At 61.7% G+C, this 14674-nt stretch carries 13 protein-coding genes and 1 pseudogene; 9 read left to right on the top strand and 5 right to left on the bottom strand.

The genetic code is table 11. The annotated features are described in order from the left end of the window. Nucleotides 1-83: 83 nt before the first annotated feature. The 3 genes from ACSQ8V_RS14920 to serC all read left to right on the top strand — a co-directional run bounded on the left by ACSQ8V_RS14920 (nucleotide 84) and on the right by serC (nucleotide 4569). Nucleotides 84-1973: a DUF3857 domain-containing transglutaminase family protein gene (locus tag ACSQ8V_RS14920; RefSeq protein ID WP_436206192.1), complete on the top strand. Its 1890-nt coding sequence runs from the start codon at nucleotides 84-86 to the stop codon at nucleotides 1971-1973. Between the two features lie 130 nt (nucleotides 1974-2103). Further along, nucleotides 2104-3477, top strand: a complete 1374-nt coding sequence (locus ACSQ8V_RS14925; protein WP_436206193.1) for a hypothetical protein — start codon at nucleotides 2104-2106, stop codon at nucleotides 3475-3477. Next, nucleotides 3478-4569: a 3-phosphoserine/phosphohydroxythreonine transaminase gene (gene serC / locus ACSQ8V_RS14930; protein WP_436206194.1), complete on the top strand. Its 1092-nt coding sequence runs from the start codon at nucleotides 3478-3480 to the stop codon at nucleotides 4567-4569. Nucleotides 4570-4765: 196 nt separating this feature from the next. Here serC and ACSQ8V_RS14935 read toward each other — a convergent pair whose 3' ends face one another. Together ACSQ8V_RS14935 and ACSQ8V_RS14940 are read right to left on the bottom strand one after the other, a co-directional pair. Beyond that, the gene (locus ACSQ8V_RS14935) at nucleotides 4766-5872 is read right to left on the bottom strand and encodes a sensor histidine kinase (protein WP_436206195.1); all 1107 of its coding nucleotides are present in this window, start codon (nucleotides 5870-5872) and stop codon (nucleotides 4766-4768) included. A gap of 386 nt (nucleotides 5873-6258) precedes the next feature. Next, a complete protein-coding gene (locus ACSQ8V_RS14940) occupies nucleotides 6259-6771 on the bottom strand; it encodes a DUF6622 family protein (protein WP_436206196.1) in 513 nt (170 codons plus the stop codon). Here ACSQ8V_RS14940 and ACSQ8V_RS14945 point away from each other — a divergent pair. Further along, nucleotides 6764-7426 (top strand): hypothetical protein, encoded by a 663-nt coding sequence (locus ACSQ8V_RS14945; RefSeq protein ID WP_436206197.1) that lies wholly within the window; start codon nucleotides 6764-6766, stop codon nucleotides 7424-7426. The two genes, ACSQ8V_RS14940 and ACSQ8V_RS14945, sit on opposite strands and share 8 nt — an antisense overlap. A 38-nt stretch (nucleotides 7427-7464) precedes the next feature. Next, nucleotides 7465-7869, top strand: a complete 405-nt coding sequence (locus tag ACSQ8V_RS14950) for a DUF2471 domain-containing protein (RefSeq protein ID WP_436206198.1) — start codon at nucleotides 7465-7467, stop codon at nucleotides 7867-7869. Between the two features lie 208 nt (nucleotides 7870-8077). Here ACSQ8V_RS14950 and ACSQ8V_RS14955 read toward each other — a convergent pair. The 3 genes and pseudogenes from ACSQ8V_RS14955 to xseA all read right to left on the bottom strand — a co-directional run. Next, nucleotides 8078-8218 (bottom strand): annotated as a pseudogene (locus ACSQ8V_RS14955) (integrase); the annotation flags it as partial. 124 nt (nucleotides 8219-8342) lie between these two features. Beyond that, nucleotides 8343-8924 carry a superoxide dismutase gene (locus ACSQ8V_RS14960; protein WP_213767261.1) on the bottom strand — a complete coding sequence of 194 codons (582 nt, stop codon included), beginning with the start codon at nucleotides 8922-8924 and terminating at the stop codon, nucleotides 8343-8345. Nucleotides 8925-9190: 266 nt separating this feature from the next. Then, on the bottom strand, nucleotides 9191-10561 hold the full coding sequence (gene xseA / locus ACSQ8V_RS14965) for an exodeoxyribonuclease VII large subunit (RefSeq protein WP_436206199.1): 1371 nt from the start codon (nucleotides 10559-10561) through the stop codon (nucleotides 9191-9193). 715 nt (nucleotides 10562-11276) lie between these two features. Between xseA and lpxK the strand changes: the two genes are divergently transcribed. The 4 genes from lpxK (at nucleotide 11277) to adk (ending at nucleotide 14526) form a co-directional block, all read left to right on the top strand. Next, nucleotides 11277-12293, top strand: coding sequence for a tetraacyldisaccharide 4'-kinase (gene lpxK / locus ACSQ8V_RS14970; RefSeq protein ID WP_436206200.1), 1017 nt, complete (start codon nucleotides 11277-11279; stop codon nucleotides 12291-12293). Next, complete coding sequence (locus ACSQ8V_RS14975) at nucleotides 12274-12480, top strand: Trm112 family protein (RefSeq protein ID WP_089166407.1); 207 nt, start codon at nucleotides 12274-12276, stop codon at nucleotides 12478-12480. The genes lpxK and ACSQ8V_RS14975 overlap by 20 nt, the downstream gene beginning before the upstream one ends. Before the next feature lie 7 nt (nucleotides 12481-12487). Then, the gene (kdsB, locus tag ACSQ8V_RS14980) at nucleotides 12488-13297 is read left to right on the top strand and encodes a 3-deoxy-manno-octulosonate cytidylyltransferase (RefSeq protein ID WP_436206201.1); all 810 of its coding nucleotides are present in this window, start codon (nucleotides 12488-12490) and stop codon (nucleotides 13295-13297) included. 566 nt (nucleotides 13298-13863) lie between these two features. Next, on the top strand, nucleotides 13864-14526 hold the full coding sequence (gene adk / locus ACSQ8V_RS14985) for an adenylate kinase (protein ID WP_436182633.1): 663 nt from the start codon (nucleotides 13864-13866) through the stop codon (nucleotides 14524-14526). Nucleotides 14527-14674 lie beyond the last annotated feature (148 nt).

Below are 14674 nucleotides of genomic sequence, written 5' to 3' on the forward strand. Positions count from 1 at the left end.
CACCAACCCCGCCCCCTAATCCACGACTACCTGAGCACCTGCGCTACGATAACCCGTTGAACCTGCAAGCAAAACCACCCTCCATGAATCCTCGATCGCTGGATGTAAAACGCTTACTGCTGGCTGCGTCGTTGGCGTGGTTAGGATCGCAGTCGGCATTCGCCATAGACACCATCGAAACCGCGCAGCCGTCCACCCTTGTCAGCGACATCCACACCTTCGTGGTAGCGAAAGACGGCTCCTTGACCGAAGACGACGAAACCACTTTGCGCGCAAACACGCCAGCGGGTATCGGCGACATCGCGCAACGCTACATCTGGTTCGACAAATCGACATCAACCATCGACATAACCGATGCCTACTCGCTCGGCCCCGACGGCATCAAACACATCGTCGCGCCCGACCAGATCCGTGAGGTCCAGGAGCCGCGTTCGGCAGGCGCCCCCACCTTCGAGGACGCTCGCCTGAAAGCGGTGGTCTTTCCGGGGGTGAGCGCGGAATCGATCGTGCATCTGCGGTTTCACAAGACCCAGTCGAAGCCGGTCATCGCCGGGCAGTTCGATTATTTCGTCGAACCGGAGCGTGGCCCCGTGGAAAACCAACGCCTGATCTTCGACCTGCCCGCCGACAAACCTCTTTATGCCGATGCACGCGGTTACGCAGCCGTGCCGCCCGTAACCCAGGGCGGCCGCACGCGCTACGAATTCGACTACAGCCGGGCCCATTACGATCGGGTGGAAGCGGGCTCGGTCGGTTATACCCAGTACGGCGACCGGCTGATGGTGTCGACGTTTCCCGACTACCGGAGCTTTGCCGCGAGCTATCGGGACGGCGCCGTCGATCCGAGCGCGGACGATCCGGCCGTACGCGCCCTCGCACAATCGCTCACGCGCGACGAAACCGATCCACGCGCCAAAGCAGCCAGGCTTTACGACTGGGTACGCCACAACATCCGTTACGTGTCGCTGTTCCTTGGCCAGAGCCCCGCCATCCCCCACCGCGCCGCCGATATCCTCGCCAACCGCTATGGCGACTGCAAGGACTATGTGGCGCTCTACGGCGCGTTGCTGGCTGCAGTGGGTATCGAGAACGAGCCGGCCTTGATCAGCCTCGGCTCGGTCTATACGCTGCCGTCCGTCCCGGGCTACGGCGGCAGCGCGATCAATCACGTCATTACGTGGCTGCCGGGGTTGCGGCTGTATGCCGACTCGACGGCCTTGAGTATCGAGTTCGGCGCTCTGCCGCTCGCGGACATGGACCGTCCAACGCTGCTGGTCGGCGACGGCACGCTGTCACGAACGCCCGCTACCGAGCCGCTGTCACGCACGGCGCGCTTGCAGATCGAGGTATCGCCCGACGGCTCGGCCGCGTTCGCCGATCAGGTGGAAGATGCCGGATGGAGCACCGGGCCGGAGCGGGCGAACCTGCTCCACGCGACCGCCGAGCGCCGCAAGCAGATCGCAGATGCCCGCCTTCGGGCGACAGGCCTTCGCGGTGTCGCGACGCTGAGCGCCAGCGACCTGGACGCAAGCAACGGCCCGCTGACCACCACCATCAACGGAACGCTCGACAATGTCGTCTGGCCCACCGGCACGACTGCCCTACCCGCGCTGACGAGCCTGTCCGGCGGAATCGCCACGCAGGTTGAGAACCTGCTCGCCGAGCGCGTGCGAACCCAGCCGTTCATGTGTACCGGAGGCACGTTCGATGAAGTCGCGCAAGTCACCTTGCCGAAGACGGTCAGAGTCACCGATGTGCCAACCGACGCGAATTTCACGAACGCGTTTTTCGATTATTCATCGCGTTATGTCTTCGATCCCGCGACGAACCTGTTTCAGGCAGAGCGTCATTTGAAGGCGAACTTCGGCAAGCAGGTATGCACGCCCGCGGACTTCGCCGCCATGCAACCGGTGCTGAAGCGAATCGAACGGGACACGGATGCCCAGATCATCGTCAAGGCGATGGAGCCGTGATGGAGCGCGTTCAAATCGACGCGTAAGCTTTTGTAATGACGGCATGCATGCCTGTAACCGGAATGTCGGGCGAGGCCGTTATGCTGCGAAACCCGCATTGATGGAGCGACCCGATGCGCACGGCCAGGCCATGATGACCCAAGAATTCGACGACACACCCAAGCATTCGCCCGCGCCGATTGATCGTTTGAGCGCGATTACGTCGCGAGATCCATCGGTTCACCGCACGCTCGCCGATGCATGCCGCCAAGCCGGCGATGAACTCGGCGCGCTCGCCCATCTGATCGCAGCCCATACCCTCGACGCGTACGCGAGCAGCTCGCCGGACGCCCGCACGAATAGCCTGTGCGACGTCGCCACGGGCTATTTCATGAAGGGTGATCACGCTATCGCCGCGCACTGGTACCAGCTCGTGCTGACGCTCGATCCGAACGTCGCCGTTGCGTGCCAGAACCTTGCCGCTATCTATGCGAGTGAGGGAAACACGGCGCTTGCCGAGGTTTATCGCGAGCGCGCTTATGGAATCCAGCGGGTTTTCGTCGAAGAAACGCCGGGCTGGACTCGCTCCGTCCTGATCCTGTGCGCGGGTAAAAGGACGGGTAACGTACCGTTCGACGCATTGTTGCCGGGCAGCAGGAACCGTCGTATCAAGTACGCAATCGACTACGCCGCCGATAACGAAGACGCTCAACTGCCCGCCTTCGATCTCGTGTTCAACGCGATCGGCGATCCGGATATTGCCGCGCCGCTTGAAGGGAGGCTCGCGCGTTTCGAGGCGCAGTGTTCCCGCCCGTTGCTCAATCCGAACTCGGCAATCGCCCCGACCTCGCGGCATAGGCTGGCGGCGCTGCTTGATGGCCTTGATGACGTACAGACCGCCCCGTGCTTGCGATACGAAATAGAGAGCGAAGCCCAGGACGTCGGAGCACTCGCTTCGCTACTCGCCGATCACGCCGTCACATTTCCACTACTAGCCCGCCCCGTTGCCGCTCACGGTGGTGACGGCCTGGTTCTGTGCGACACAATCGAAACGCTTGAAAGCCGGTTATCGACGCAAGAAGGCGCCCAGTACCTGACCGCGTTTCGCGATTGCCAGTCGGTCGATGGCTTCTACCGCAAGTACCGCGTGATCTACGTCGATCGACAGCCGCTTCCCTATCATCTCGTGATCTCGCCGCACTGGATCGCGCATTATTTTTCCGCCGAAATGGAGAGCCACGCCTGGAAGCTCGCCGAGGAACTGCGCTTCCTGCAAGACCCGCGCGCAGCACTCGGCGAGCGCGCAATGGACGCCATTGCGGCTATCGGCCAGCGGCTCGATCTGGACTACGGCGGTATCGATTTCACGCTTCTGCCTGACGGCCAGGTCTTCGTGTTCGAAGCCAACGCGACCATGCTCGCGCACTACGAGCGCGATAGCGGCGTGCTCGCTCACAAGAACCAACATGTGCAACATATCGTCGATGCGTTCGAGCAGATGCTCGCGCACCGGACGGCGGGCTGAATGAACAAGACCATGAACTTCTCCGGCGGACCGGGTGCGTTACCTGCGTCGGTGCTGCGCGAAACGAGCGTTGCCATCGACGGGTTGCCCGAGACGGGTCTGTCGGTGCTGGGAATGAGCCATCGATCCGACTGGTTCCGCGGAGTACTCGATGAAGCCGAGCGCAACCTGCGCGTTCTGCTCAACATTCCCGGCAACTACCACGTGCTGTTCATGCAGGGCGGCAGCAGCCTGCAGTTCTCCATGCTGCCGATGAACTTCCTGCGCCGCAGCGGCAAGCATGCCGAGTACATTGTGTCGGGTTACTGGAGCGCCAAGGCGCCGGTCGAAGCGCTGCACGAAGGCGACATGCGTGTGGTGTGGGACGGCGGCGCCGAGGGGTATCGCCGCTTGCCTGCGCCGGAGGAGTTGAACCTCGCACCAGACGCGGCCTACCTGCATTACGTGTCCAACGAAACGGTCGAGGGGCTGGAATTTACGGACATTCCAGGCCTGCGTGAGGTGCCGCTGGTCTGCGACATGTCCTCCAATCTGCTGGCGGCGCCGCTCGATATTGACCGTTACGCGATGATCTATGCGCATGCGCAGAAGAACCTCGGGCCGGCCGGTGTCACCCTGGTGATCCTGCGCGATGAATTCGCTCAACGGGCGACCCATGCGTTGCCGACCTTGCTTGATTATCGGACGCATATTCAAGCGCGTTCGCTGTACAACACGCCGCCTGTGTTTGCCATCTATGTGTTGATGCTGGTGACACGCTGGCTGCGCGATGAAATAGGCGGGGTGGAAAACATGGCGGCGATCAACCGCGCCAAATCGGAGCGGCTGTATCGTGCGCTCGATGCCGAGCCGGATTTCTATCGCGTGCATGGCGAGCGCGCTTGCCGGTCGACCATGAACGTCGCCTTCCGTCTTCCCGATGCAGCCACGGAAGCTCAGTTTCTCGATGACGCCCGCCGCGAAGGCTTGCATGGCCTGGAAGGACATCGATCGATCGGCGGCCTGCGGGCTTCGCTATATAACGCGGTGACGCCCGAAGCGGTGGCGGTGTTGTCGGAGTGGCTGGGCGAGTTTCGTCGGCTGCGGGGCTAGGCGGCGCGGGTTCGACTCACCGGGGTTGTCTCGGTCGTTCGCACTCGTCATGCGACGGCGAACAGCCAGTCGCGAAAGACCGTGAGTTCCCGGTCGTCCGGTGCTTCCCGCAAAGCTTCGACTTCGGCAATCAGCACGATGCCTTTTCTGATCAGCACACAATGCTCAGCGGACGGAATCAACTGAGCGGACGGAATCAAGATGCCGGAAGGTGCACGATAGCGAGGGTACCGCCCTCGTCATCGCTTGCGGAAATGAGCTCAAGCGAAGCAGTTTTACCGTACAGCGCAGCAAGCCGATCACGAACCTGCTGGATGCCGAAACGGCTGCCAGCGGGTGGTAAAACACCAAGGCCGCTAACACCCCCGCCGTCGATACCCGCCCCCGTATCGCGGACGCTAAGCACGAGCGTGCTGCCTTCGCGCTGCGCACTCACCCTGATCCAGCCGCCTGCAACCTTGGGTTCAAGCCCATGCTTGATGGCATTTTCGACCAAAGGTTGCAGCAGCAGCGGCGGCACCGACAACCTTGCGAGGTCATCGGGTAAATCGAGCCGCGTGATCAGGCGGTTTCCCATTCGGGTCTGCATCAGCTCAAGATAATCGCCAATACGCGCAAACTCCGCGGACAACGAATGTGATCCCAATCCCGAGCGGGAGGCGTCAAGCGTCGCGCGCAGAAACGCAATCAGCCGGTCGAGCATGGCCTGGGCGCGCGGCGGGTCTTGCGCGATCAGCACCCGCAGGTTGGCCAGCGTGTTGAACAGCATGTGCGGTTCGAGTTGCGACTCCAGCAGCTTGAGCTGGTTTTCGGCGGCACTTCGCAGCGCGGTCTCGGTACGTGTTTCCATCTCGGCCATCCGGCCCCGGGCATAAAAGAAATACGTGATGCCCAGCGACAACACAAACACGCCGGTCATGCTCAGCAGCATCGCCCGCGGATTGTTCATGATCGTAGCCGGCGCGTGCTGCACGCCGGTCAGCCAATCGCCGAGCATGTGCGCGACGACGTAGCCCACGACACCCGACACAACGACCCATGGAGCCATCAATTCCCAGCCGGGCCAGTTGCGCCGGGCCCCCTGGTTATCGGGGGAGCGCTTGCGAATCAGGGAGGCGAGACCATAGCGGCCCGCTTCGATCAAACTCTGGATAAACAGCGTGCTGCAAAGCGAATAGATCAGGTTGCTGGCGAACGAATCGCGATACATCGCGTAGAAAAATACGGTGCTCGCCGCCGACACCAGGATAAATATCCGCAGTTCGCGCAATAGCTGTTTCAGGATGTGACGAGCGTGGCGCATGCGGTGGGCGTTGATGATGTGCGGTTATTCAGACGCGGCTGGAGCCCACTGGTTGTTCGGCAGCCCGTGTATGCGCACGCAGCTCGGCAGTCTTGTTGTCATCGCCGTGTGGCGCCCAGTTGAAAGGCTTGAACAAGTATCCGAGGATCGCGGATACGCTGCGCGCTGCCCAAATCACGCAGCAGATCGATCCATTGCGCGGATTCTACGCGGTGCGGGTTGTGGCAGGTGATCGGATACGCCAGCCTATGGCGGCCAAGCAGATCGTCGCGCTCCCGGCGCGGACGTGGTCGCCGATTGGCCAGTCATGCGAAGAAGCTGGCGCACGGCATACGGTGCGCTTGAGCCGCTTGGTAAGCCGCTTACCAAGCCGCCCAACCAGCCGCTCAATACACCATGCCGGCCGGCTGCGCCTGCCGGCTGGCGCGCCACATTGCGAAACCGCGCGCGAGGAAGATGCCGCTGAAGGCACCATACGCAAAGCTCACCGAACCCGCGAACAGCCCGTCGACACTTAGATCGGGATGGATCGCCAGCGCGACGTTAGCGCCGAACCGGATGATGAACAGGCCGAGCATCAGCATCAGCGGGACCCAGCTTCCGGGCACGAGCAGACGCTGCTCGGCAACAAGCCAGCGAGCCTTGCTGCCTATACCGGCAGCGTGGGACATTGCAAACGCCGCGAGCATCGCCGCCGTCCACGCGGCCAGCGCGATGGGCTGCGCGGCGAAGACGGACACGACGCCGTAAAGAGAGAGCGCAGTCATCGCGACGGGATTCGCCGTGGCGGCGCGCAGCGTCCTCTGTTGCGGCTGCATTTGCGAGACGCCGAGGGAAATCAAGGCCGCAAGCAGCCACCAGACCCAGTGCGGTGTGTGCTGAAGAATGCTGATGAGCATGATGATCGTCCTTATCCGTAGAGGAGATTTCGATGATGCTCATGGTCGGCGCTCAGCTTGCGCGTCGCCAGCGGTTTGCGACGGGATGACATCTTGCGTCGCGAAACGCTTGGAGCGCGTCGCGAGTGGTATGTGTGCAGATCGCACGAATCGCCGGTTGGCGGCAGGACAAATGCCTGCAAATGACAACGGCCTAGCGGGCATGAGCCTGGCGGGCCGTCTGTTTGAACCGTCCTTAAACCGACGAAACGCGGCCAAGGTTGATCCGGCAAACCCGGGCTTTCCGCCAGGGCCAAACATCCTGCGAATTGATTTGCATCTTGGTCAAATACTGTATAAATTAACAGTACTGTATTTTTATACAGGATCAATTATGGACCAGCTCATCCGCATCTTGAACGACGGTGACCGCGAAACGCTTGCATGGTTGCGCAAGCATGTCGGAGACGTACGCGTGGCTGCTGCTGCGCGACATCTGGGAGGCAATGGCAAACCGTACGTGTCCGCGGTATGCCGCTATCTCAGCGTACGTCCACCAACGCCTCATCAGCATAGCCGGCCTGTTGAAGACTGCACTATTGGCGACAACTATCTTGCCCAGATCCGCCAGTTGTTGACACAGCGAAACCAAGCGTTGGCGAAGCATCAAGTTTGATGCTGCGAGTTGCCGCGAGTCCTCAGGAAAATAACAGCATGATTAACGACTCAGCTCTTGATAGGGATGTCCACGACACCAATCCTGTCGCCCTCGAACGCGCACTCCGCAGCGCGTCGCTGGACCTCCAGCAGGTCATTGCCACAATCGCAGGCCGTCACCTCGACAGTGGCCGTCGCCGTTATTCAAGTGGCGCGCGAGTGCCGACCTGGCGCACGCTGCTGACAATCGACGAACAGGTCTTTGAGAATCGGGGCTTCACGGCGAAGCACAACGAGACAATACGCTCGACGTTTGTCCGGTTTGGCGACAGTCGTTTGTCCGGGATGGATCTCGACGAACCCGTCGACTGGCGACGTGACGACGACAACTTGCCAGCCGTGTACCTGCTCGTGCGCGAACTGGTACAGGCCGACGCTGCCGATGTGGCCACTCAGGATTAATGTGCCGGCAGCGCATTCGAATTTGGCCGTCTGAATCGTCCATTGCCGTGGAGCGCTAAGCCTCATCGTCCGCCATTCGGGAGTCTGACCCATTGCCAAGGCGCGGCTAGCGGCGCAACGCCGTGCCCGCTATAAATGATCCAATCGCCGCTCGATAATGACGGAAAGTAGCCGGACAGCGACGGATTACAGTCCGGCCGACCGCGGCTCAAATCTCGGTCTGTTCTGCCATTTCGAGCGCATCGTCGAATTTAGTGCCGAGGTATCGCACTGTACTTGCCAATTTCGTATGACCGAATAACAGCGGTACCGCCCGCAGGTTTTTTGTCCGGCGGTAGATCAGAGACAGGCTCAAAAAAGCCCTCACATGGAGGGCTTTCTTTGCCTACGGCTTCAAAAGTTTATTGCGGCGCGTCTTAACGCGTGTCCCAACTTTATTGCCGTTTCCAAAGTTTAGTGTCGCGAAACAAACTTCAAGCGCCGAAATTCTTCGACGCAAAGTCCCAGTTCGCAATGTTCCAGTACGCTTCAATGAACTTCGGGCGCGCATTGCGATAGTCGATGTAATACGCGTGTTCCCACACGTCGATGGTCAGCAACGCCTTAGCGTCGGTGGTCAGCGGCGTAGCGGCATTGCTTGTTGACACGATATCAAGCGAACCGTCCGTCTTCTTCACGAGCCACGTCCAGCCCGAACCGAACGTGCCGGTTGCGACCTTCGCGAACTCTTCCTTGAACTTGTCGAAGGAGCCGTACTTGGCGTTGATTGCGTCGGCGAGTGCGCCGGCCGGAGCGCCGCCACCCTTGGGCGACAGGCTGTTCCAGAAGAACGTGTGGTTCCAGACCTGGGCTGCGTTGTTGAACACGCCGCCCGATGCCTTCTTGACGATTTCTTCAAGCGAGAGGTTTTCGAATTCGGTACCCGGAATCAGCTTGTTCAGGTTCGTCACATAGGTTTGGTGATGCTTGCCATAGTGATACTCAAGCGTTTCTTCCGACATGTTCGGGACGAGTGCGTTCTTGTCGAACGGCAGCGGCGGGAGGGTATGTTCCATGGTGCGAGCTTCCTTCTATGATGATTATGGGGGACGTGAGGAGTGAAGCAATGGAGCACTCGATTGTAGGCGAGTTGGGATAACCCCGCAAATTGCGGGTTTTTATGAGCAGTATCGATTACGAAGCTTTAACAGCGGCGTAAAAAATGCTCGAACGTTCCTTCTAAGCCGTCAAAAATACGGGGTTTCAAGTGCCCGTGCGAGTCTTGTAAAAACGCGTGTGCGCACCGTGTCAAAGCAGCATCCGATACACACCGCCGCCGGCGTCAGAATTCATCGGAGAGGCGGGGCTGGATATCGGCCAGCACAATATCCGCCGATCCCTCCGCCAGATGCACGGTCAACGGCCGTTTCGGCTTCAACGCGTTCGGCGCGCGCACGGCGCGTCCGGATTGCGTATCGATCAAAGCCGCGTAGCCGCGCTCAAGCGTGCGTTGCGGGCTCAACACCTGCAACCTCGCCGATAACTCCGACACCCGGGCGGCCGCCCGTTCATGCCGGCGCCCTTGCGAAACACTCAGGCGTTGTGCAAGACGCATCAGATGTTCCCGCTCCGCGGCGAGATCAGGACGCCAGCGTTGCCAGCGCATTTGCACGAGCGCAAAACGGGCGCGGGCATCGCGAACCGGACGCGCGCCGGCCGACGACAGCCGCACCGCCAGTTGCCGCAAGTGCGTGCGCTGACGTTCCAGCCGCTCGGCCGGACTGACCAGCCGGCGCGCCAGCCAGTCGAGTTGCTGCGCGCGCCGTTCCATCATCCGGCCGAAACCGCGCGCCAGCGCCGCATGACGGTGATCGAGATCGCGCAGCAACAACACGCGCTGCGGACTGACAAGTTCGGCCGCTGCCGTGGGCGTGGGCGCGCGGACATCGGCGGCGAAATCGGCGATGGTGAAATCGGTCTCATGGCCTACGCCGCTGACAACCGGCATCGCACTTTCGGCTATCGCGCGGGCGAGCACTTCCTCGTTGAACGCCCACAGATCCTCAATCGAACCGCCCCCGCGACACACGATCAACACATCGACCTCGCGACGTGCGCTGGCTTCGTCGACCATCGCGGCGAGCTTCGCGGCCACGCCCGCGCCCTGCACTGGCGCCGGATACACGATCACCGGCACGTGCGGCGCGCGCCGGGAGAGCGTGGTGAGCACGTCGCGCAACGCCGCCGCCTGCAGCGACGTCACAATACCGATCGCGCGCGGATGCTGCGGCAGCGCACGCTTGCGCTCTGCCGCAAACAACCCCTCGGCTTCCAGTTTCGCCTTCAGCTTCAAAAAGGCTTCGTACAACCGCCCTTGGCCCGTGCGGCGAACCGCTTCCACGCCGAGTTGCAACTCGCCGCGCGGTTCGTACATTGTGACGAGCCCACGAACCTCGATCCGGTCGCCTTCGCGCGGCGTGAACTCGGCGTACTGCGCGCGGCCGCGGAACATCACGCAGCGCATCTGCGCCTGAGCGTCCTTGATGGAGAAATACCAGTGACCGCTCGCCGCTTTCGTAAAATTCGATACTTCACCCGATACCCAGACCAGCGGGAACGAACGTTCGAGCATCGACCCGATCGCCCGGTTCAGCGCTGAAACGGGGATAACGGCATCGGCACTGCCGGATGAAGCGAAAGGATCAGAGCTCATCGAAGAAAAGGGTGGTGGGTTGAGGTTGAGAACAAGGCTGAAAATACGCTCGCCTGAAGGCGGACAAAAGGGCCATTCCGGTCATGCTGAACGGCCTATGAACAAGGCATGGACCATAGACCAATCAGCGTCCGTAGTGTAGCAAGTGTCCACAATGCACCAGTTTCCGAAAGCTAACAGGAACGCTTATGAAACAATGATGAACGCACTTTAAGTCATTGTTTTAACAATGTTTTCTATCTCCAAAACATGACGAAGCCGATGCAGGTCTTTCCTGGTGCCGATTTCAGGCCATCGGAGCCCAAGTTGTTCACAGAGTTATCCACAGGCGAATTGTGAAGAGTTCGTGGGCAAAATGACGCATGAAATCTACCTCGTTTTCAAGCTACGCCCGAGGATGTTTCCACGCAGCGCGGCGAGGCCTGGTTTTGCCCTTCGACTGGCGCCCCCGGCGATGCCGCGCTAGAGTGCCGGGTTCAAGGGCCGGCGCAACAATTGCCCTGCGTCGTCCAGCGACCGCTTACCATCTGCTTACCATCTGCCCAAATTCGTCTAATTCGTCTAATACGCTCATTCTGGAGATCCGCCCCGATGCAAAGGTGCCGGCCGTTATCACGAACATTGCCCTTCCCCTCGCCGTTACACCGTCCGCCGTTGCTGTCGTTCCAGGCGTGTGCATCGTTCGCTCGTGGAACGCCTGAATCCAGGGTGCGCCATGTCTGACTTCAAGCCGCCGATCGAAAACTTCTTCGCCCGAGAATGGCGCAAGCGCGGCTGGGTCGCGTGGTCGCTGACGCCGTTCGCGTGCGTGTTCGGCCTGATCGCGGCCAGTCGCCGCGCCTTCTTCGCGCTCGGCTGGATCAAGCAAGTGGACGTGGGCGTGCCGGTTGTCGTGGTCGGCAACGTGACCGTGGGCGGCACCGGCAAGACGCCGACGGTCATCGCGATCGTCGAAGCATTGCGTGCCGCCGGCTTTCATCCGGGCGTCGTCTCGCGCGGTTATGGCGCGAAAATCCACGAAGCCACGCGGGTGACGCCCGACAGCCAACCCTCCGACGTCGGCGATGAACCCCTGCTGATCGCCCGCCGCACGCACGCGCCGGTGATGGTGTCGCCGGATCGCGTCGCGGCGGCACAGGCGTTGCTGAAGGCGAATCCATCGGTGGATGTGATCGTCAGCGATGACGGCCTGCAACATTACCGCCTCGCGCGGACGTTCGAACTCGTGGTCTTCGACGACCGTCTGGGCGGCAACGGTTTCCTCCTGCCGGCGGGACCGCTGCGTGAATCGATGTCGCGGCACCGCGACGCCACGCTCATCAACAGCCCGTACGACCGCACGTTGCCGCCGTGGCCGAACACGTTTTCGCTGGACCTGGCCACCGGCGACGCCTGGCGCCTCGACGACCCCGCCGTGCGCCGTCCGCTCAGCGCGTTCAAGGGCGAACGGATCGCGGCAGCGGCGGGCATCGGCTCACCGGAACGCTTCTTCGCGTCGCTGCGCGCGGCCGGACTCGCGCCGGGCACGCGCGCGTTCCCGGACCACTACGATTATCGCGATAATCCGTTCGCCGGCATCGATGCCGATTCGATCCTGATCACCGAGAAGGATGCAGTAAAATTCGGGGCCTGGCGTGACGCGCGCATCTGGGTCGTTCCAGTGGAAGCCGTGCTCAGCCCCCGCCTCATCGCATTAGTTGTGGAGAAACTCCGTGGACGCACGACTGCTTGAAATCCTTGTCTGCCCTATTTGCAAGACCCAGCTCACGTATGACCGCGCGGCGCAGGAACTCATCTGCAACGTCGATAAACTCGCCTACCCCATCCGCGACGGCATCCCCATCATGCTGCCCGATGAAGCCCGCCAGACCGTGGAAGGCACGCCTGTGGAGCCGTTGAACCCTGCCGGCGGCAATTGAGGGTTTTATGAACGCACACGTTCCGGTCGCGCCGCCCTTCATCGCCGTCGTCCCCGCGCGGCTCGCGTCCACGCGGCTGCCGGACAAGCCGCTGGCGGATATCGGCGGCAAGCCGATGGTCGTGCGCGTCGCCGAGCGCGCGCGTTTATCGGGCGCGCTGCAAGTGCTGATCGCCACCGATTCCCCGCGCGTGGTCGACGTCGCGAAGGAACATGGTTTCGAAGCGCTGCTCACTCGCGCCGATCATCCGAACGGTACGGACCGGCTCGCCGAAGTCGCGACGCATTTCGGCTGGAGCGACGACACCATCGTGGTCAATGTGCAAGGCGACGAACCCTTGATCGACCCAGCGCTCGTGCGCAACGTGGCGGCGCATCTCGCGGCGCACCCGTCGTGCGCGATTGCGACCGCTGCGCATCCCATCCACGATCCGGCCGATGTCTTCAATCCGAACGTGGTGAAAGTCGTGCTGGATTCGAAGAGCGTCGCGCTGTATTTTTCGCGCGCGCCGATTCCGTGGTCGCGCGACGCGTGGCAGAAGGACTGGCCGAATGTCGCTGCGCTCGGCGCGCGTCCGTCCGTTCCCGCCAATGTGTTGCGCCATATCGGCTTGTATGCGTATCGCGTGAAGTTCTTGCGGGTTTATCCCACGCTGTCCGTGGCGCCGATCGAAGAAGCGGAAGCGCTCGAACAACTGCGTGCGCTCTGGCACGGCGAGCGCATCGCAGTGCTGACGACGAACGACGCGCCGCCGCCGGGTGTCGATACCCCCGCTGATCTGGCCCGCGTCCGCGCGCTGTTTAGCGCGTCGGCATAACGGGGCGGGAATCGAGACGGGCTGCGAGACAGGAAGCGGCCGTTGACCGCGTTCCGGCCGCAGTCCACTTCCGGGGGGCCTGCGGCGGATCGCTGCGCATAAGGCCACCAAGCCACACATAAGCCTCGCATAAGCCATGTTTATGCTGCAGCAACCCTTCCGGCAGTTCTACTGTCATTGCGCCGGACGTCTGCTGATCACCGGCATTTTCGCCGCGCCCCGAAGCGGCAGCATCCCGCGAAATCAGCTCGTTTTCACGTCGTCCTAGCGCTGTGCGTCACTGTCGATCAACTCGCGTTAACCCCCGCTGCGCGCGACTTTCCGGGCTTTCGGGCCTCGGATTCGGGCCGCCATTGTGACGATGCATGGCATAATCGGCCAGTAGCGCGAGCCTTCCGGTCAGCGCCAACGCTCCTGAGCGCCCGTGTCGACTGGTGCCGCGCCGTCTCCCGAATTCGGCTCGTCGCGCCTCGTTTGCGGCTTCAACCGGGCGATGTGCCACAGCGACCGGATGCAAGAATAAGCCTCGCAGCGCAGCGGTTTCTATTCGATTCGGAGATATCACCATGCGTTTGATCCTGTTGGGCGCCCCCGGCGCCGGCAAGGGCACCCAGGCCACCTTCATCAAGGAAAAGTTCGGCATCCCGCAGATCTCGACGGGCGACATGCTGCGCGCCGCCGTGAAAGCGGGTTCGCCGCTCGGCGTGGAAGCCAAGCGCTTCATGGACGCCGGCGAACTCGTGCCGGACACGCTCATCATCAACCTCGTGAAAGAACGCCTGCAGGAACCGGACTGCGCGAACGGTTATCTCTTCGACGGTTTCCCGCGCACGCTTCCCCAAGCCGACGCCATGAAGCAAGCCGGTGTTGCTATCGACTACGTGCTTGAGATCGACGTGCCGTTCGAGGACATCATCGAGCGCATGAGCGGGCGTCGCGTGCATGCGGCGTCGGGCCGTACTTATCACATCAAGTTCAATCCGCCGAAGCAGGAAGGAAAGGACGACGTCACCGGCGAGCCGCTGATCCAGCGCGATGACGACAAGGAAGAGACCGTGAAGAAGCGGCTCGACGTGTACGTTGCGCAGACCAAGCCGTTGATCGAGTACTACAACACCTGGTCCAAACATGGCGACAACAATGGCCTGAAGGCGCCGGAGTATCGGCGGATCTCGGGTCTTGGCGCCGTCGATGAAATCCGCACGCGCGTGTTCGATGCATTGACCTGATCGCCACCGAGCGCTCATACCCGGGCGCTCGGGGCACGCCTTCCGAAACCCGCTCGCGCTCCATCGGCCGAGCGGGTTTTTCGTTCTGAGCGATCCTCGGGACGAACGCGGAGTCACGTTTTACGTATAACCCTCATCAAGGAGCACA

Source organism: Caballeronia sp. LjRoot31, from assembly GCF_964253885.1.
In the GTDB taxonomy this organism is placed as follows: Bacteria; Pseudomonadota; Gammaproteobacteria; order Burkholderiales; family Burkholderiaceae; genus Caballeronia.

Bases quoted from the DNA above. Each gene is read 5' to 3' on its own strand.
- kdsB (WP_436206201.1), top strand. From the start codon at position 12,488: ATGAACGCACACGTTCCGGTCGCGCCGCCCTTCATCGCCGTCGTCCCC.
- ACSQ8V_RS14925 (WP_436206193.1), top strand. From the start codon at position 2,104: ATGATGACCCAAGAATTCGACGACACACCCAAGCATTCGCCCGCGCCG.
- xseA (WP_436206199.1), bottom strand. From the start codon at position 10,561: ATGAGCTCTGATCCTTTCGCTTCATCCGGCAGTGCCGATGCCGTTATC.
- ACSQ8V_RS14935 (WP_436206195.1), bottom strand. From the start codon at position 5,872: ATGCGCCACGCTCGTCACATCCTGAAACAGCTATTGCGCGAACTGCGG.
- adk (WP_436182633.1), top strand. From the start codon at position 13,864: ATGCGTTTGATCCTGTTGGGCGCCCCCGGCGCCGGCAAGGGCACCCAG.
- ACSQ8V_RS14960 (WP_213767261.1), bottom strand. From the start codon at position 8,924: ATGGAACATACCCTCCCGCCGCTGCCGTTCGACAAGAACGCACTCGTC.
- ACSQ8V_RS14950 (WP_436206198.1), top strand. From the start codon at position 7,465: ATGATTAACGACTCAGCTCTTGATAGGGATGTCCACGACACCAATCCT.
- lpxK (WP_436206200.1), top strand. From the start codon at position 11,277: ATGTCTGACTTCAAGCCGCCGATCGAAAACTTCTTCGCCCGAGAATGG.
- serC (WP_436206194.1), top strand. From the start codon at position 3,478: ATGAACAAGACCATGAACTTCTCCGGCGGACCGGGTGCGTTACCTGCG.
- ACSQ8V_RS14945 (WP_436206197.1), top strand. From the start codon at position 6,764: ATGAGCATGATGATCGTCCTTATCCGTAGAGGAGATTTCGATGATGCT.
- ACSQ8V_RS14940 (WP_436206196.1), bottom strand. From the start codon at position 6,771: ATGCTCATCAGCATTCTTCAGCACACACCGCACTGGGTCTGGTGGCTG.
- ACSQ8V_RS14920 (WP_436206192.1), top strand. From the start codon at position 84: ATGAATCCTCGATCGCTGGATGTAAAACGCTTACTGCTGGCTGCGTCG.